This is a genomic window from Luteimonas sp. A611, assembly GCF_054072715.1.
The window spans coordinates 607,748-624,533 of the sequence record NZ_JBSVRP010000001.1; the positions used below are offsets into that span (position 1 = coordinate 607,748).

At 69.5% G+C, this 16,786-nt stretch carries 15 protein-coding genes; 13 read left to right on the forward strand and 2 right to left on the reverse strand.

Annotated elements, in window-relative coordinates:
• Positions 1–48 precede the first annotated feature (48 nt).
• Complete coding sequence (locus ACW5EG_RS02675; RefSeq protein WP_457017216.1) at positions 49–2,058, forward strand: M1 family metallopeptidase; 2,010 nt, start codon at positions 49–51, stop codon at positions 2,056–2,058.
• 69 nt (positions 2,059–2,127) lie between these two features.
• Positions 2,128–2,853: a hypothetical protein gene (locus ACW5EG_RS02680; RefSeq protein WP_457017217.1), complete on the forward strand. Its 726-nt coding sequence runs from the start codon at positions 2,128–2,130 to the stop codon at positions 2,851–2,853.
• 74 nt (positions 2,854–2,927) lie between these two features.
• Here ACW5EG_RS02680 and ACW5EG_RS02685 read toward each other — a convergent pair whose 3' ends face one another.
• Both ACW5EG_RS02685 and ACW5EG_RS02690 read right to left on the reverse strand, forming a co-directional pair.
• Positions 2,928–3,353 (reverse strand): hypothetical protein, encoded by a 426-nt coding sequence (locus ACW5EG_RS02685; RefSeq protein WP_457017219.1) that lies wholly within the window; start codon positions 3,351–3,353, stop codon positions 2,928–2,930.
• A 173-nt stretch (positions 3,354–3,526) separates the two neighbouring features.
• Positions 3,527–4,459 (reverse strand): carbohydrate kinase family protein, encoded by a 933-nt coding sequence (locus ACW5EG_RS02690; RefSeq protein WP_457017220.1) that lies wholly within the window; start codon positions 4,457–4,459, stop codon positions 3,527–3,529.
• A 222-nt stretch (positions 4,460–4,681) separates the two neighbouring features.
• Here ACW5EG_RS02690 and ACW5EG_RS02695 point away from each other — a divergent pair, with 222 nt between their 5' ends.
• From ACW5EG_RS02695 to lipB, 11 genes are all read left to right on the forward strand, one after another.
• Positions 4,682–5,725: a rod shape-determining protein gene (locus ACW5EG_RS02695; protein ID WP_457017222.1), complete on the forward strand. Its 1,044-nt coding sequence runs from the start codon at positions 4,682–4,684 to the stop codon at positions 5,723–5,725.
• A 216-nt stretch (positions 5,726–5,941) separates the two neighbouring features.
• Positions 5,942–6,952, forward strand: coding sequence for a rod shape-determining protein MreC (mreC, locus tag ACW5EG_RS02700; protein WP_457017224.1), 1,011 nt, complete (start codon positions 5,942–5,944; stop codon positions 6,950–6,952).
• Positions 6,949–7,431 (forward strand): rod shape-determining protein MreD, encoded by a 483-nt coding sequence (gene mreD / locus ACW5EG_RS02705; RefSeq protein ID WP_457017226.1) that lies wholly within the window; start codon positions 6,949–6,951, stop codon positions 7,429–7,431. The genes mreC and mreD overlap by 4 nt, the downstream gene beginning before the upstream one ends.
• Positions 7,431–9,512: a penicillin-binding protein 2 gene (gene mrdA / locus ACW5EG_RS02710; protein WP_457020784.1), complete on the forward strand. Its 2,082-nt coding sequence runs from the start codon at positions 7,431–7,433 to the stop codon at positions 9,510–9,512. Before mreD ends, mrdA begins: the two co-directional genes overlap by 1 nt.
• The gene (rodA, locus tag ACW5EG_RS02715; RefSeq protein ID WP_457020785.1) at positions 9,509–10,636 is read left to right on the forward strand and encodes a rod shape-determining protein RodA; all 1,128 of its coding nucleotides are present in this window, start codon (positions 9,509–9,511) and stop codon (positions 10,634–10,636) included. Before mrdA ends, rodA begins: the two co-directional genes overlap by 4 nt.
• Positions 10,637–10,779: 143 nt before the next feature.
• Positions 10,780–11,916, forward strand: coding sequence for a lytic murein transglycosylase B (gene mltB, locus ACW5EG_RS02720; RefSeq protein WP_457017231.1), 1,137 nt, complete (start codon positions 10,780–10,782; stop codon positions 11,914–11,916).
• Positions 11,913–13,265 carry a septal ring lytic transglycosylase RlpA family protein gene (locus ACW5EG_RS02725; protein ID WP_457017233.1) on the forward strand — a complete coding sequence of 451 codons (1,353 nt, stop codon included), beginning with the start codon at positions 11,913–11,915 and terminating at the stop codon, positions 13,263–13,265. Before mltB ends, ACW5EG_RS02725 begins: the two co-directional genes overlap by 4 nt.
• 91 nt (positions 13,266–13,356) lie before the next feature.
• Positions 13,357–14,583, forward strand: a complete 1,227-nt coding sequence (locus ACW5EG_RS02730) for a D-alanyl-D-alanine carboxypeptidase family protein (RefSeq protein WP_457017234.1) — start codon at positions 13,357–13,359, stop codon at positions 14,581–14,583.
• Positions 14,584–14,756: 173 nt separating this feature from the next.
• Positions 14,757–15,719: a CsgG/HfaB family protein gene (locus tag ACW5EG_RS02735; RefSeq protein WP_457017236.1), complete on the forward strand. Its 963-nt coding sequence runs from the start codon at positions 14,757–14,759 to the stop codon at positions 15,717–15,719.
• 104 nt (positions 15,720–15,823) lie between these two features.
• A complete protein-coding gene (locus tag ACW5EG_RS02740; RefSeq protein WP_457017238.1) occupies positions 15,824–16,102 on the forward strand; it encodes a DUF493 family protein in 279 nt (92 codons plus the stop codon).
• Positions 16,090–16,782, forward strand: a complete 693-nt coding sequence (lipB, locus tag ACW5EG_RS02745) for a lipoyl(octanoyl) transferase LipB (protein WP_457017239.1) — start codon at positions 16,090–16,092, stop codon at positions 16,780–16,782. Before ACW5EG_RS02740 ends, lipB begins: the two co-directional genes overlap by 13 nt.
• Positions 16,783–16,786 lie beyond the last annotated feature (4 nt).

Sequence of the window (16,786 nt, forward strand, 5' to 3'; positions counted from 1 at the left end):
ATCGGGACTAGAATCGACCCCTGTTTTCGCCAGAGGCGTCCCCCGGCCATGCGTCATTCCCGAGTGCGCGCGTTGCGCGCCCTGCTGTTGCTGCTCCCCGTGTTGTTCGTGCTGTCGGCCTGCAAGCGCGACGCCGCCGCACCCGATCCCGCCGCCGCGCCCGAGGCCAAGCCCGCCGCCATGGCCGATACCGACGAGCATTCCTACGCCGAGCCGGGCAAGGTCGTCATCGATGATCTCGCCCTGGACCTGGCGCTCGACTTCGACACCAGGACCATTTCCGGCACCGCGACCTACGCCCTCGAGTGGAAGGACCAGGGCGCGACCCAACTGCTGCTCGATACCCGCGCGCTGACCATCGACAAGGCCGAAGCCGAGGTCGATGGCGCCTGGCAGCCGCTGGAATTCACACTCGCCGACGCGGACGCCTCGCTCGGCAGCCGGCTTACCATCCAGACGCCGCAGCGACCGGCGAAGGTGCGCGTCACCTATCGCACCGCGCCCGACGCATCGGGCCTGCAGTGGCTGGAGCCCGGCATGACCGAAGGCGGGCAGTTGCCCTTCATGTTCAGCCAGTCGCAGCAGATCCACGCGCGCTCCTGGGTGCCGCTGCAGGACACGCCGCAGGTGCGCTACACCTACAGCGCGCGCGTCACCACGCGCCCGGACGTGATGGTGCTGATGAGTGCCGACAACGACCCCGCCGCCGCGCGCGATGGCGAATACGCCTTCACCATGCCGCAGCGCATTCCGTCCTACCTGATGGCGATCGCCGCGGGCGACCTGGTGTTCAAGCCGATCTCCGGGCGCTCGGGCGTGTGGGCCGAGCCGTCGATGGTCGACCGCGCGACCGCCGAGTTCGCCGACACCGAGAAGATGATCGCCGCCACCGAGGCGTTGTACGGCCCCTATCGCTGGGAGCGCTACGACCTGCTGGTGCTGCCGCCGTCGTTCCCGTTCGGCGGCATGGAGAACCCGCGCCTGTCGTTCATCACGCCCACCGTGATCGTCGGCGACAAGTCGCTGGTCTCGCTGATCGCGCATGAACTCGCGCACAGTTGGTCGGGCAACCTGGTCACCTTCTCCAGCGCCAAGCACGGCTGGCTCAACGAGGGCATGACCAGCTATGTCGAGAACCGCATCGTCGAGTCGCTGTATGGCGAGGAATTCAGCGACATGGAGTGGGTGATCGCGCGCGACGCCCTCAAGAAGGGTATCGCCGACATGTCCGCGGCCACGCAGGCGCTTGCGATCCGCCCGGGCGTCGAGCTCGATGCCGACGACGCGCTCAGCCAGGTGTCCTACGACAAGGGCGCGTGGTTCCTGCAGTTCCTGGAAGATCGTTTCGGGCGCGAAGTGTTCGATCCTTTCCTGCGCGGCTACTTCGACCACTTCGCCTTCCAGAGCATCCCCACCGAAACCTTCCTGGCGTACGCGAAGCAGCACCTGTTCGACACGCATCCCGGGGTGGTGACGGAGGCGGAGATCGACGAATGGATCTATGGCCCGGGAATCCCCGGCAATGCGCCGAAGGCGCTGTCGCCGCGGCTGGGCATCGTCGACTCGGCGCGGCTGGGCTGGCGCGGCAGCAAGCAGCTGCCGCCAAGCCAGATCACCAGCCAGTGGAGCACGCAGGAGTGGCTGCATTTCCTCGAAGGCATGCCAGCGACCCTGCCGGTGGCCGAGCTTGAACAGCTCGACCGCGCCTACGACTTCACCGGTACCGCCAACGGCGAGATCGCGATGCGCTGGTATCCGCTGGCGATCCGCAGCGGCTATGCGCATGCCAACGAGGCGATCGTCGCCTTCGTGCAGAAGATCGGCCGGCGCAAGCTGATCATGCCGGTGTACACGGCGCTGGTTGGGACGCAGGACGGGCTGGCGCTGGCGAAGGCGGCATTCGAGCAAGCCCGGCCGGGCTACCACCCGATCACCACCGCGTCGGTGGAGAAGGTGATCGCCGAGGCCAAGCCTGCAGCGTCGCCGGCGCCGGCTGCGCCGCAGGTGGAGCAGGACGGGGACGCGCAGGCCGTGCCTGAGGCTGGCGACGCCGGGTAATCCGGAAGGTCGAAGAAGCGCGACTGTCGCCGGCGTCACAACCAACCAGGGGTCTTTGCCATGCACGCCATGAAATCTGTTGCCGCCACGCTGCTGCTCCTGGCGCTGCTGCCCGGCTGCAAGGATCGCGAGGCCGAGGCCGCCGCGCAGGCGGCTGCGATTGCCGCCGCCAACGAGCAGGCGGCCACGGATGCCGAACGCGCCTTCGAGGCGGCCGTCGCCGACGGCAACTGGGCCCTGGCCAAGGCGCAGGGTGACATCCTGTTCGCGCGCTGGCCGACCACCGAAGCCGCCGGGCGTGTGCGGCCGAAGTACGAGGAAGCCAGGACCAAGGGTGATGCCGAAAACGAGGCGCGCCGCGTCGCCGCGCTGTGGGCCTACCAGAGCCAGGCGGTGGAAGGCGGCAAGCAGCTGTCGGCCGCGATCTATGCGAAGGAGCCGCTGGACGTCGACGGCAGCGGCGCGAAACCGGTGCGCCTGATCTTCCGCGACCATCCCGACTGGGGCCGCAGCAGCTACCTGGTGCTGCCCGGCGGCGATTTCGCCAAGGCCTGCTACCGCAGCTGCAGTGTCACCGTCACCATCGACGACCAGGCGCCGAAGAAGATGGCCGCCAACCGGCCAAAGACCGACGAGGCCATCGCCATGTTCATCGACGACGAGAAGATGCTGTGGCGCCTGACGAAGGATGCCAGGCGCATGCGCATCGAGTTCCCCACCCGCGACGTCGGCAACAAGGTGGCCGAGTTCGAAGTCGCGGGGCTGGAGCGCACGAAAATGCCGAAGTGGGACTGAATTAGCGAGTTACGGTTCTGTCGTCGCAACTTCACGTTGGGAAGAAGTCCTCACCCGAGTTGCGATGCTGCGGCTCAGGTACGCGGGCTGCGATTGTGTGCAATGCCCCATTCCTGGATGCTGGCGTCAAGATCGCCTTCGGCGGCAATCCAGTCCAGAAAGGCGGGGAATACGTCAGCGTGCTCTTCCATACGCATCCGGAAGACATTGGGCTTGTCTCGCAGGAACGCTTCTATGTTGCTGGTCACCGAATCGACATAGTCATAGCATGCCGCGAGCGGATCCTTGGGTGATGTCATGCAGATCTGTTCCGTGTATGCGCGCATGATCGACGAGCGGAGATGCCAGCGGCCATTGAAGCTTTGTGCGACTGCGTGGCGCTCCCGCGTCAAGTGAACGTAATGTGCATCCGCTCCGAATCGTTGCTGAAGGTAACCGAGAAACCAGACCAGGCGATTGTCAACTTCGATGTGACGAGGTGGATAAGCAACCCGTTCCATCCCAGGAAACCTCACGCGGCTCTCGTGCCCAGTAGTGAAGTTCGTCAAGTGCGCGCACGCCCTCGCGAATGTCACGGAGCCGCAACGGCCTGTGCAGAGAACAAAGACGTTATGGGGAATCACGAGGAATATTCCAGGTCCAAGCGGTTGACCGGTGCGTGGGTGGAAAGACGCTAAGGCGCGTACCCGAACTGCTGCCGGAACTGCCCGGCGAACTCCTCGTAGTCGAAGCGCTGGTTCTGCGTGCCCGGGTGCTCGACCTTGAGCGCGCCCATCAGGTTGCCAATGCGGCCGATCGTCATCCAGTCGCAGCCCTTCTCGATGCCGAAGATCAGCCCGGCGCGGAACGCGTCGCCGCAGCCGGTGGGGTCGGTGATGCGACGCTCGTGCGCCGGCGGCACGTTGTGGGTCTTCTCGGGCGTGTGGATCGTGGCGCCCTTCGGGCCCTGGGTGGTGATGTAGGCCTTCACCCGCTGCACGATGTCCTTCTCGTTCCAGCCGGTGCGCTCCTGCAGCAGGTTGGACTCGTAGTCGTTGACCGTCACGTAGTCGGCCTGTTCGATGAAGTTGCGCAGCTCCTCGCCGTTGAACAGCGGCATGGCCTGGCCGGGGTCGAAGATGAAGGGGATGCCGGACTCGGCGAACTCCTTCGCGTTCTGGATCATGCCCTCGTAGCCGTCCGGGCTGACGATGCCGATGGTGACGCCCGGCACGTCCTTCACGTGGTTCTCGTAGCTGCGCATCATCGCGCCCGGGTGGAACGCGGTGATCTGGTTGTTGTCGAGGTCGGTGGTGATGAAGGCCTGCGGGGTGAACAGCTCGTCGATCACCTTGACCCGGTCCAGCGTGATCCCGTGCTCCTCGAACCACTCGCGGTAGGGGCCGAAATCCTGGCCGACGGTGGCCATAGGGATCGGGTCGCCGCCCAGCAGCTTGAGGTTGTAGGCGATGTTGCCGGCGCAGCCGCCGAACTCGCGGCGCATCCTGGGCACCAGGAACGAGACGTTCAGGATGTGCACCTTGTCCGGCAGGATGTGGTTCTTGAACTGGTCGGGGAACACCATGATGGTGTCGTAGGCCAGGGAACCGCAGATGAGGGCGGACATCGGGCGTCTCGGCAGAAAAAAAAGGTCCGACAGGGTAGCCGGGCGGCCCCCGCGAGGCCAGTCGCGCGGCCTGGATCGGCGCGGTTTTGGGCGCGTCCACGGCGCCCGGGCTTCGCAGCTGTGGCGGAGGCCCCGTTCCGGACACGCCGAAAGCGCTGGAATGCGCTTTTTTGCTAGGCTAGCGGCCCTTGTGTACCAGCGCCCGAACGGATCCAGTTCCCGATGTTCAAGAAGTTCCGCGGCATGTTTTCCAACGACCTGTCCATCGACCTGGGCACGGCCAATACCCTCATCTTCGTGCGCGGGCAGGGCATCGTGCTCAACGAGCCATCGGTCGTGGCCGTGCGCCAGGACCGCAGCGGCGGGCAGAAAGTGGTGGCGGCGGTGGGCAGCGAGGCCAAGATGATGCTCGGCCGCACCCCCGGCAACATCACCACCCACCGGCCGATGAAGGATGGCGTGATCGCCGACTTCACCTACACCGAGGAGATGCTGAAGCACTTCATCCGCAAGGTGCACAAGAGCCGTTTCCTGCGTCCCAGCCCGCGCGTGCTGATCTGCGTGCCGGCCGGCTCCACCCAGGTGGAGAAGCGCGCGATCCGCGATTCGGCGATGGAGGCCGGTGCCCGCGACGTCTCGCTGATCGAGGAGCCCATGGCCGCTGCGATCGGCGCCGGCATGCCGGTCACCGAGGCGCGCGGCTCGATGGTGGTCGACATCGGCGGCGGCACCACCGAGGTGGCGGTGATCGCGCTCAACGGCATCGTCTACTCGCAGTCCGCGCGCATCGGCGGCGACCGCTTCGACGAGTCGATCATCAACTACGTGCGGCGCAATCACGGCATGCTGATCGGCGAGGCCACGGCCGAGCGGGTCAAGATCGAGCTGGGTTGCGCCTACCCGCAGGAGAAGGTGCTGGAGACCGAGATCTCCGGCCGCCACCTGGCCGAGGGCGTGCCGAAGATGGTCCGGATCAATTCCAACGAGGTGCTCGACTCGCTGCGCGAGCCGCTGGCGGGCATCGTGGCCGCGGTGCGCCAGGCGCTGGAGCAGACCCCGCCGGAACTCAGCGCCGACGTCGCCGAGCGCGGCATCGTGCTCACGGGCGGCGGCGCGCTGCTGCGCGACATCGACCGCCTGTTGAGCGAAGAGACCGGCCTGCACGTGCAGGTGGCGGACGATCCGCTGACCTGCGTGGCCCGCGGCGGCGGACGCGCGCTGGAGCTGCTCGACCTGCACGGGAACGAGTTCTTCGCGTCGGAGTGATGGGGCAGGGCGCAGGGCAGGGGAGTCGGGAACAGGCAAGGCGCTGGCGTTTCGCGCCCGGGCTGGCGCCACGGCTTCCGGCCTGCGCGCCGCTCTCCGCAGCGGCCGGACTTCGCCCCGGCCAGGCTGGAAACCCCATGACACCCGACACCCGGGGCCCGGCCGTGGCCACGTGCGCAACCCCGACAACCCGATTCCCGATCCCCGGACCCTGACATGTCCACCTTCGCCAGCCCGGCTGCCCAACGACCCGGCGACGTCGCCGGTACGCTGCGGCTGCTGGCGTTCCTGGCGCTGTCGGTGGTGCTGATCGTGCTGGACCATCGCGGTGGCTGGCTGGACCGCGCGCGGGCCACCGCCGGCATCGCGGTGCAGCCACTGTGGCAACTGGCCGGCCTGCCCTCGCGGCTGGGCCAGACCGTGCGCGAGGATGCGGTGACCCGCTCGCTGCTGGCCGAGGACAACCGCCGCCTGCGCAACGAGCTGCTGGTGTATGGCGCGCGCCAGGCGCGGCTGCAGGTCGAGGCGGACGAGAACGCGCGGCTGCGCGGCCTGCTCGGCGCGGCGACCCGCCACGGTCTGGACGTGCAGCTGGCGCCGATCCTGGATGTCGACCTGGATCCCTCGCGCCAGCGCCTGCTGCTCAATGCCGGAAGCGACGACGGCGTGCGCCAGGGCCAGAGCGTGATCGACGCCGGCGGCCTGCTTGGCCAGATCATCGCGGTCACGCCGGGGACCGCGACGGTGCTGCTGCTGACCGACCTCGACCACGCCGTGCCGGTGTCGATCTCGCGCAGCGGCCTGCGCCTGGTGGCCTACGGCATCGGTCGCAGCGATCACCTGGAGGTGCGCAACATCCCGGTGTCCAGCGACGTGAAGGTCGGCGATGTGGTGGTGACCTCGGGCCTGGGCGGGCGCTTCCCGCCAGGCTTCCCGGTCGGCACGCTGATCGACCTGCGGCCGGACGACAGCCACGCCTTCCTGGTGGGCGAGCTGGCGCCTTCGGCCCAGCCCGACCGCGGCCGCGACGTGCTGCTGCTGCGCGAGCGCCCGCGGGCGCCGCTTCCGGCGGCATTGGTCGAGCCTGAAGGCGACGCGCCCGCCGCACCGGCAGAAGGTGGTGCAAGCTCCGCGGACACGCCCGCGCAGACCGACGCGGGCGCGGTGACGGCCCGGCCTGCCCTCCAGCCACCCCCGTCTGGCGACGTGCCGGAGCGTCGCCCATGAACCGCCGCGGACGCCTGTGGCTGCTGCCGGTGAGCGTGCTGGTCGCCCTGCTGCTCGGGCTGCTGCCGCTGCCGGCGCCGGTGCAGGGGCTGCGGCCGTACTGGCTGGCGCTGGTGGTCGCCTACTGGGTGATCGAGGAGCCCGAGCGTGCCGGCCTGGGCCTGGCGTTCGTCGCCGGCCTGCTGGCTGACCTGACGTTTGGCGCGCTGCTGGGCGAGCAGGCGCTGCGGCTGGTGATCATGGCCTTCCTCCTGCAGCGCTTCCGCACCCAGCTGCGCTTCTTCCCGCTGCCGCAGCAGGCGCTGGCAATCGGTGGCCTGCTGCTCAATGACCGCGTGGTGGCGGCCGCGCTGCACCTGGTGCTGGGATTGCCGCAGCTGCCCTGGATCCACTGGGTCGCGCCGCTGGTCGGCATGGTGCTGTGGGTGCCGCTGTTCCTGGGCTTCGATGCCCTGCGGCAGGTGCGGAGGCCGCGCTGATGCGCGAGAGGCGACCGCGCATCCGCAACGCATCGGCCGAGGCCGCGCAGTTCCGGCTGCGCGCGCTGGTCGGTTTCGGCCTGGTGCTGCTGGGGCTGCTTGGGTTGGCGGGCTGGTACTTCCGGCTGCAGGTCCTCGAGCACGACGAGTACGCGCGCCTGTCCGAGGCCAATCGGATCAAGCCGCGGCCGGTGGTGCCGGCGCGCGGGCTGATCTACGACCGCCAGGGCCGGCTGCTGGCCGACAACATCCCGGCCTACCGCATCGATGTCACGCCCGAGGATGCCGGCGACATCGCGCGCATGCTCGCGCAGCTGTCGCAGGTGGTGCGGTTGTCGCCGGAGGAAATCGCGCGCTTCGAGGCGGCGCGCAAGGGCACCCGCAGCTTCCGTGCGATCACGCTCAAGGCGCGCGTGAGCGACGAAGAGGTGGCGCGCTTCGCGGTCGACCGCTGGCGTTTCCCCGGCGTCGAGGTGGTGCCCTACCTCAACCGGCGCTACCTGCACGGCGACCTGTTCGCGCACGTGATCGGCTACGTCGGCCGCACCGACGAGAACGACGTGGAGCGCTACGGCCGCGACCAGATCCTGTTCCCGCACACCGGGCGCACCGGGCTGGAGCGCGCCTACGACGAGCAACTGCGCGGCCGCATCGGCTACGAGCAGGTCGAGACCAACGTCGAGGGCCGTGCGCTGCGCCGCATCGGCATGGTGCAGGCGCAGGCCGGGGCCGACCTGCGCCTGGGGATCGACCTGGACCTGCAGCAGGCGATGGTGACCGCATTCGGCGAGCAGGAGGGCGCGGCGGTCGCGATCGATCCGCGCAGCGGCGAGGTGCTGGCGATGGTCAGCCTGCCGGCGTTCGACCCCAACCTGTTCGTCAACGGTATTTCCAGCGCCGATTACCGGCAACTGATGGACGCGCCGTCGCGGCCGTTGTTCAACCGGCTGGTGCTGGGCGGCGTGGCTCCGGGCTCCACCCTCAAGCCGCTGCTGGCGCTGGCCGGGCTGGACAGCGGCGTGCGCAAGCCGGAGGACCGGGTGCTGTCGACCGGCATGTTCTACCTGCCCGGCACCAGCCGCGGCTGGGGCGACGCCAGCCGCGGCGGCCACGGCTGGACCGACCTGCGCAGTTCGATCTCGCGGTCGGTGAACACGTACTACTACCGGCTGGCGCTGGACCTCGGGATCGAGCGCTTCGCCCGGTACATGCGCCAGTACGGCTTCGGCGAGCCCACCGGCATCGACCTGATCGGCGAGATCGACGGCATCCTGCCCTCGCCCGAGTCCAAGCGGATCGCGCGCGGCGAGCGCTGGTACCCCGGCGACACCGTCAATGCCAGCATCGGCCAGGGCGACTGGAAGGTGACGCCGCTGCAGCTGGCGCGCGCGACCGCCGGCCTGGCCGGCGGCATGCTGCACCGCCCGCACCTGGTGGCGCAGACGCGCTCGGGATTCGAGGCCGACTGGGACGACGTGCCGCAGCCGGCGCCGGTGCCGATCAGTCCCAGCGCCGAGAACCTGCAGGTCGTGCGGCTGGGCATGATGGACACCATGCAGCCTGGCGGCACCGGCTGGCGCGTGGCCAGCGGCGCGGGTTACCTGATGGCGGGCAAGACCGGCACCGCGCAGGTGATCAGCCGCCGCGGCACCGGCGCGGTCCATCCACGCGACCTGCCCCTGCACCTGCGCCACCGCGCCCTGTTCATCGGCTTCGCCCCGGCCGAGGCGCCGACCATCGCGATCGCGATTGCGGTCGAGGGCGGCGGCTACGGCGGCAGCGCCGCCGCGCCGATCGCGCGCAAGGTTTTCGACGCGTGGCTGCTGGGGGTGATGCCCGAGCCGTCGGAAACGGAAAACGCGGAGGCGGCGCCGGCAGCCGGCAGCCCGGCGCCCCCGGATTTCGGCAACGTGACGACGGCTGCGGCCGCGCCACAGCCGGAAGCGCGGACCACCGCGCCTGCGGCATCCGCCGACGACAGGGTGGGTGCAGCGGCCAGACGTGACCGGGTGGATGCCGCGCAGCGACCGTGGCCGTCCCATTCCAGATTCCCCGCTTCCCATTCCCGGCCAACGGCATGAACACCATCCTGCGCTGGCTGCTGGACCTGGTTGCGCGCTTCGTGCGCACGCTGGACTGGCCGCTGCTGGGCGCGCTGCTGGCGCTGATGGGCATCGGCCTGGCGGTGCTGCACAGCGCCGGCGGGCAGGACCCGGCGCTGGTGCGGTCGCAGGGCGCGCGCTACGTGGTCGGGCTGGGCGTGATGTGGCTGCTGTCGCGGGTGCCGCCCGGGCCGCTGCGCCGTGCCACTCCGGTGTTCTACGCGGTCTCGTTGCTGCCGCTGCTGGTGGTGCTGTTCATCGGCACCGGCCGCAGCGGCGCGCACTGGATCGACCTGGGCGTGTTCTATTTCCAGCCGGCCGAACTGATGAAGCTGAGCCTGCCGATGATGGCGGCCTGGCTGCTGGCCCGGGGCGCGCCGCCGCCGCGGCTGGGCGTGCTGCTGTCCACCGTGGCGATCATCGCCGTGCCGACCGGCCTGATCATGCTGCAGCCGGACTTCGGCACCGCGATGCTGGTGGCCGCGAGCGGGGTGTTCGCGCTGTACCTGGCCGGCCTGTCGCCATGGTGGTTCGTCGCCGCCGGCATCGGCGCGGCGACCACCGCGGGGCTGGCGCTGTTTGCGCCGATCGGCTGGTTCTCGTTCCTGCGGCCTTACCAGCAGGACCGCATCCTCACCTTCCGCGATCCGCAGAACGACCCGCTGGGTGCCGGCTGGAACATCATCCAGTCCAAGATCGCGATCGGCTCCGGCGGCATGGCGGGGCAGGGCTGGGGCGACGGCACGCAGTCGCACCTGAACTACGTGCCCGAGCACACCACCGACTTCATTTTCGCGGTGCTGGCCGAGGAATTCGGCTGGCTCGGCGTGGCCACGGTGCTGGCCCTGTACGCGGTGGTCATCGGCCGCTGCCTGTGGATCGCGGCCGGCGCGCGCGATCCGTTCGCGCGGATCGTGGCCGGCAGTTTCGGCCTGGCGCTCTCGGTGTACGTCGTGGTCAACGGCGGCATGATCTCCGGCCTGCTGCCGGTGGTCGGCGTACCGATGCCGCTGCTGAGCTTCGGCGGCACTGCCGCGGTGTCGCTGCTGGCCGGCATGGGCGTGGTGATGGCGGTGGGCGCGCACGGGCAGGGCAAGCGCTGAACTGGCGGCACTGAAGGTGTTGCCTCGCATACTTCGTCCCTGTCGAAGCACCTGCATCGAGGGCAGCGTTCGCGCGCCGATTGCAACCGCTGTTCATGCTCTGCAAATCTTTGCGCACAGCACTGCGTGCTAACCTCGCGCCGATGATCCGAGCGCGCTTATTCCGTCTTGCCATCTGCCTGTTGCCTGCCGCCCTGTGCGCCTGCGCGACAGCGGCGCCGTCGGCCGCGAACGAGGCCGCCCCGCCTGCGCCCGTGGCGCAAACGCCAGCGGCGTCCGCACCCGGCGAGGGCCTGCTGCCGAAGGTGCCGCAGCCGCCCGAACGTCCGGTGGCGCCGGCGTCGGTCACCGATCCCGCCATCCCGCGCGCGCAACGCATCGATGCCTTCGTCGAGTACACGGCCACCACCTACGGCGTGGACCGCGCGCATATCCGCGAGGTGCTCGCGCAAGCGCAGGTGCGCCAGAGCATCGTCGATGCGATGAACCGCCCCGCCGAGGCGGTGAAGCAGTGGCACGAGTACCGCCCGATCTTCCTCAACGATGCTCGCATCAACGGCGGCGTCGCGTTCTATCGCCAGCATCGCGATGCGCTGGAGCGCGTGGCCGCCGAGACCGGCGTGCCGGCCGAGGTCATCGTCGCGATCATCGGCGTGGAAACCAGCTACGGCCGGGTCACCGGCAACTTCCGCGTGCTCGATGCGCTGTACACGCTGGCGTTCGACTATCCCAAGCGCGCGCCGTTCTTCGCAGGCGAGCTGGCGCAGCTGTTTGCGCTGAACAAGCAGGAGCCGCAGCTGGACCTGCTTGCGCTCAAGGGCAGCTATGCCGGCGCGATGGGGCTGGGGCAGTTCATGCCGTCGAGCTATCGGCTGTGGGCGAAGGATGGCGATGGCGATGGCCGCCGTGACCTGCTGACCCACCTGCCGGACGTGTTCGCCTCGATCGCCAACTATTTCGTGGTGCACGGCTGGGAGCGCGGCGCGCCGGTGGTGGCGCGCGCCTCGCGCGGCGCAGGCGCGGAGGACTTCGTCCCGGAGAACTGGGATCCGGTGTATCCGCTGGCCACACTGGCCGCGCGCGGCTACCGGCCACAGCCGGGTGAGCCGGTCGCCGAGGGCGCCACCCTGCTCACGCTGCAGGGCGACGCCGGCCCTGAGTACTGGCTGGCCTACCGCAACTTCTACGTGATCACGCGCTACAACCGCTCGCCGATGTATTCGCTGTCCGTGCACCAGTTGGCGCAGGCGATTCGCGCCGGGGTCGGGCGCGGCCCGTGAGGCGGCTGCTGCCGCTGCTGGCGATCGCGCTGCTGGCCGGTTGCGCGGGCACGCAGAACAAGCCCTCCAGCGCCGCGGGCGCAGTGCTGCCGCCGCGGGTCGCCGACAGTGGTCCGCCGCCCGACTGCACCGGTTTCAAGCCCTATCCGGCCGCGCAGGAAGATCCCGGCACGCGCGGCAACTACGTGGCTGGTGGCCTGTACCGGCCCGGCGTGAGCGACACCACGCCCGACTACCTGCCCAACGTGGACTGCATCCCGGAGCCTGCGGTCATTGCCGAGTCGCGCTCGAACTACGGCAACCGCTCGCCCTACAGCGTGCTGGGCAAGTCCTATCGCGTGCTCGATTCCACCGACGGTTTCGTCGAATCGGGCGTGGCCTCGTATTACGGCAACAAGTTCCACGGGCGCCGCACCTCCAACCAGGAGGTCTACGACATGTACGCGTTCACTGCCGCGCACAAGTCGCTGCCGCTGCCGAGCTTCGCCCGGGTGACCAATCTGGACAATGGCCGCAGCGTGGTGGTGCGGGTCAACGATCGCGGCCCCTTCCACGAAGGCCGCGTCGTCGACCTGAGCTACGCGGCGGCGGTGAAGCTCGATATCCACCGTCGCGGCACCGGTCGGGTGGAAGTGCGTGCGCTGCGGCCTGGCGAGGCAGGCACGGAGCCCCGCACGCTGGTGGCAGCCGCATCAGCGCCTGCGCCTGCGCGTGTCGTTGCGACCGCTGGCGCGACCGGCCTCGACCGGCTGGTTGGCGACCTGCCGCAGGCGCCCGCGGCTACCGTCGTGGCCGTCGCCACGCCAGCTCCGGCGCGGACGGCCCCGGCCCCCGCGACGGCGGTAGCGCGCCTGGCCGACCATCCCGCTTACGGGCGCGCAGAAGACCGCTTTCGCCTGGTGGCCGACGACGGCCGCGTGCGCAGCGCCGACGAATTCGATACCTGGATGCGCGAACGCCAGGCCCGCATCGATGCCGCGCCGGGCAAGGCGACGATGGCTGCCACCGCGCAGTCGGCCGCGCCGCGCGCTGCGCCGCCGCCTGCAGTGCCCGCCACGTCCACCCCAGTGGCTGCCGCCCACGCGGCGCCGTCGCAGCCGCCGGTTGCCGGCAGCCCCGGTGACGTGACCCTGCAGGTCGGCGTGTTCTCGGTGCGCGACAACGCCGAACGCGCGCTGGCTGCACTGCACGGTGCCGGCATCGGTGGCGCACACCTGCAGGACGTGACCGTCTCCCAGCGCCGCCTGTGGCGGCTGCGGGTGGGGCCGGTGGCCGCAACCGCACTGGCCGAACTTTCCTCGCGTGTCTCCGGTCTGGGTCTGGGCATACCGCAGATCGTTCGCGAGTAGACTGTCCGACTTTCGTCGCGCGGCCGCGCCCGCGACATTTTCCATGTTCCGCCCGGCCAGGGATGTCCGGCCCACCGGAGTCGCGTAGCCGATGAAACCCGCTGTCCTCACCCACCGCATCGCCGTGGCCGCGCTGGCCGCCCTTCTCGTCGTCGGCCTGGCAACCGCCCAGGATGTGCCGCAGCCGACCCCGGCCGCGCCCGCCGCCGCCGCCCTGAGCGACGCGCTGCCCACCCCGCCGCCGCCGTCCGTCACCGGCAACGCGTGGCTGCTGATGGACTACGCCAGCGGCCAGGTCCTGGCCGGCGAAAACGTCGACGAGCGGGTCGAGCCCGCCAGCATCACCAAGGTGCTCACCAGCTACGTGATCGCGGCCGAGATGAAGGCCGGCAAGGTCAAGGCCGACGACCAGGTGATGATGAGCGAGAACGCCTGGCGCAAGGGCGGCGCCGGCACCGACGGCAGCTACAGCGGCTTCCCGGTCAACCAGAGCGCGCCGCTGCTGGAAATGGAAAAAGGCATGGTGGTGCAGTCGGGCAACGACGCCGCCATCGCCCTGGCCGAGCACGTCGCCGGCAGCGAGGAGTCCTTTGCCGCGCTGATGAACGCCTATGCCAAGCGCATCGGCATGGCCAACTCCAACTTCGTCAACTCGCACGGACTGTCCGAACCCGAGCATTACTCGACCCCGCGCGATCTTGCCCTGCTCGGCCGCGCGATGGTGCGCGATTTCCCCGAGGAGTACGGTTACAACGCGATCAAGGAATTCACCGTCGGCCCGATCACCCAGCGCAACCGCAACCTGCTGCTGTGGCGCGACCAGAGCGTGGACGGCATCAAGACCGGCCACCACTCCGGCGCGGGCTACTGCCTGCTGGCCTCGGCCAAGCGCGGCGACCAGCGCCTGATCTCGGTGGTGATGGGCTCCAGCGGCGAGGCGCAGCGCGCCACCGACTCGCTGGCCCTGCTCAACTGGGGCTTCCGCTTCCACGAAACCCATCGCCTGTACGACGCGTCCAAGCCGGTGTCCACGCAGAAGGTGTGGAAGGGCGCGGTCAACGAAGTGCAGCTTGGCGTGGCGGCACCGCTGCTGGTCAGCCTGCCGCGCGGCAAGTACGACCAGCTCAAGCCGTCGATGGACGTGCCCGAGACGCTGGAGGCGCCGATCGCCAAGGGCCAGGCCATCGGCAAGGTGCGGGTGACCCTGGACGGCAAGGTCGTGGCGGAGCGGCCGCTGGTGGCGCTGGAAGCAGTGGAAGAGGCCGGCTTCTTCAAGCGCCTGTGGCACGAGTTCCTGATGTGGTGGAACTCGGTCTGATTCCCGCCGCGAAAGCGGCCTGATCGCGCTGATGTCCCGTGGCTGTCCGGTCCCGGGGCTGCAGTGCGTGTCTGTTAAGATCCGCGCGTGCGCGGCGCTGGGTGTGCCGGAGCACACCGGGGGGTGGGTGCGTCTGCACCCGCACAGACAACTCAGGGAGAAGGGGAATACAGATGTCCGGATTCAACGGCAGGCGCGTCCTTGCGGTCGCGCTTTCGACGGTTGCCATGCTCGCCGTGGCTACGCCCGCGCTGGCCCAGCGCCAGAGCGTGCAGGAGCGGCGGCAGGAGCAGGTGGCACAGATCCCGGTGTGCGCGCAGCCGCTGGGCGCGATCTCGGTGATCGAGCCCGAGGACGGCGTGCACTGGTGGAGCGGCCAGCAGCTGCCCGCGCCATCGCGGCTGATCAAGGTGTTCGTCAACAAGTCGCGCTGCTTCACCCTGGTCGACCGCGGTGCGGGCCTGGGTGCGGCAATGCGTGAGCGCGATCTCGGCGCCGACGGCGAGCTGCGTAACCGCTCCAACATCGGCAAGGGCCAGATCAAGGCGGCCGACTACGTGATGGTGCCCGACCTGATCGGTGCCAACAGCAACGCCGGCGGCAACGCCGTGGGCGGCCTGCTCGGCGGGCTGATCGGCGGCCGCGCGGGCGCGCTCGTCGGTGGGCTGAACTTCAAGAGCAAGACCGCCGACGTGGTGCTGACCGTCACCGACGTGCGTTCCTCCGAGCAGCTGGCGATGGCCGAAGGCCACGCCAAGAAGACCGACATCGGCTGGGGCGCCGGCGGCGGCCTGTTCGGCGGCAGCGGCCTCGGCGCCGCGGGCGTCGGCGGCTATGCCAACACCGAGCTCGGCCAGGTCATCACCCTGGCCTACCTGCAGGCCTATACCGACCTGGTCGCCCAGCTCGGCGGCTTGCCGGACAACGCCTCGGCGGCCAACGCCCAGCAGGCGGTGTCCGTCACCAAGCCCGCGCGCCTGTTCACCGGCGCCGACGGCAAGGGCGTGGTCCGCGACCTCGATGTGGGCATGATGCTGTATCCCACCGGCGCCAAGCAGGGCGTGATGTGGGAGGTCGAGGACGAGCTGGGCAACAAGGGCTGGGTGTCCTCGAGCCTGCTGCAGCTCTCGCGTTGAGTCGCCGTCAAGGCAGAGCGCACGCAAAAGGCCGCCGCGAGGCGGCCTTTTGCATTCCACGTTGGGCGGTTTGGGATCGCGCTGGCTGGCCCCATAATCAGATGATGGAGATCAAATCCGACAACCCTGACCACGGCTTCCAGTTCCCCGGTGTTTTCGAGATCACCGCAATGGGAGCGGCCAGCATTGGACTGGAGAGCGAGATTCCGCGCCTGCTCACCGCCGCCGGCCTCGAGGTGCTGGACGAAACCATTTCCTGGCGTGAATCCAGCGGTGGTCGCTATGTGTCGGTCAAGCTGAACTTCCGCGCCCTGGATCGCGAGCAGTACGAGGTCGCGCACAGTGCGCTGCGCAACCACCCGGAAGTGAAGTGGACGCTGTAGCACCGTCGACCTGCCTGGTCCGCGACCTTGGTCGCCAGCCCTACGAACCGGTCTGGCGCGCAATGCAGCGTTTCACCGATGCGCGCGACGAAGGCTCGCTCGACGAGCTGTGGGTGGTCGAGCACGATCCGGTGTTCACCCTGGGCCAGGCCGGCAAGCCCGAGCACGTGCTGGTGCCGGGCGACATCCCCGTGCTGCAGGTCGATCGTGGCGGGCAGGTGACCTACCACGGGCCGGGCCAGCTGGTGGTGTATCCGCTGCTCGACCTGCGGCGGCTGAAGCTGGGCGTGCGCGACTACGTATGCCGCATCGAGCAGGCGATCATCGACACGCTGCTGGAGTGGAACATCATCGCCACGCGCCGCGATGGCGCGCCGGGCGTCTACGTGGCCGATGCCAAGGTCGCCGCGCTCGGTATCCGCGTGCGCCGCGGCCGCAGCTTCCACGGCCTGGCTTTCAACATCGCCATGGACCTGGAGCCGTTTGGCCGGATCAATCCCTGCGGCTACGCGGGGCTGCGGGTGACCTCGATGCTAGACTTGGGCGGTCCGTCGGGCATGGATGCGGTCAAGCCCGTCCTGCTGGACGAACTGGCCCGGCAGTTCGGGCTGGCGCTGCGTCCGGCGCCCGCGCCCGACCTGGCCAATCCCCTTCCCATCGCCGCGGCGCAGGCCGCCTGAGCCG

Excerpts from the sequence above, each read along its gene's own strand:
- mltB (WP_457017231.1), top strand. The coding sequence starts at position 10,780 with ATGATCCGAGCGCGCTTATTCCGTCTTGCCATCTGCCTGTTGCCTGCC.
- ACW5EG_RS02730 (WP_457017234.1), top strand. The coding sequence starts at position 13,357 with ATGAAACCCGCTGTCCTCACCCACCGCATCGCCGTGGCCGCGCTGGCC.
- rodA (WP_457020785.1), top strand. The coding sequence starts at position 9,509 with ATGAACACCATCCTGCGCTGGCTGCTGGACCTGGTTGCGCGCTTCGTG.
- mreD (WP_457017226.1), top strand. The coding sequence starts at position 6,949 with ATGAACCGCCGCGGACGCCTGTGGCTGCTGCCGGTGAGCGTGCTGGTC.
- ACW5EG_RS02675 (WP_457017216.1), top strand. The coding sequence starts at position 49 with ATGCGTCATTCCCGAGTGCGCGCGTTGCGCGCCCTGCTGTTGCTGCTC.
- ACW5EG_RS02680 (WP_457017217.1), top strand. The coding sequence starts at position 2,128 with ATGAAATCTGTTGCCGCCACGCTGCTGCTCCTGGCGCTGCTGCCCGGC.
- ACW5EG_RS02695 (WP_457017222.1), top strand. The coding sequence starts at position 4,682 with ATGTTCAAGAAGTTCCGCGGCATGTTTTCCAACGACCTGTCCATCGAC.
- mreC (WP_457017224.1), top strand. The coding sequence starts at position 5,942 with ATGTCCACCTTCGCCAGCCCGGCTGCCCAACGACCCGGCGACGTCGCC.
- ACW5EG_RS02685 (WP_457017219.1), bottom strand. The coding sequence starts at position 3,353 with ATGGAACGGGTTGCTTATCCACCTCGTCACATCGAAGTTGACAATCGC.
- ACW5EG_RS02735 (WP_457017236.1), top strand. The coding sequence starts at position 14,757 with ATGTCCGGATTCAACGGCAGGCGCGTCCTTGCGGTCGCGCTTTCGACG.
- ACW5EG_RS02690 (WP_457017220.1), bottom strand. The coding sequence starts at position 4,459 with ATGTCCGCCCTCATCTGCGGTTCCCTGGCCTACGACACCATCATGGTG.
- mrdA (WP_457020784.1), top strand. The coding sequence starts at position 7,431 with ATGCGCGAGAGGCGACCGCGCATCCGCAACGCATCGGCCGAGGCCGCG.
- ACW5EG_RS02740 (WP_457017238.1), top strand. The coding sequence starts at position 15,824 with ATGGAGATCAAATCCGACAACCCTGACCACGGCTTCCAGTTCCCCGGT.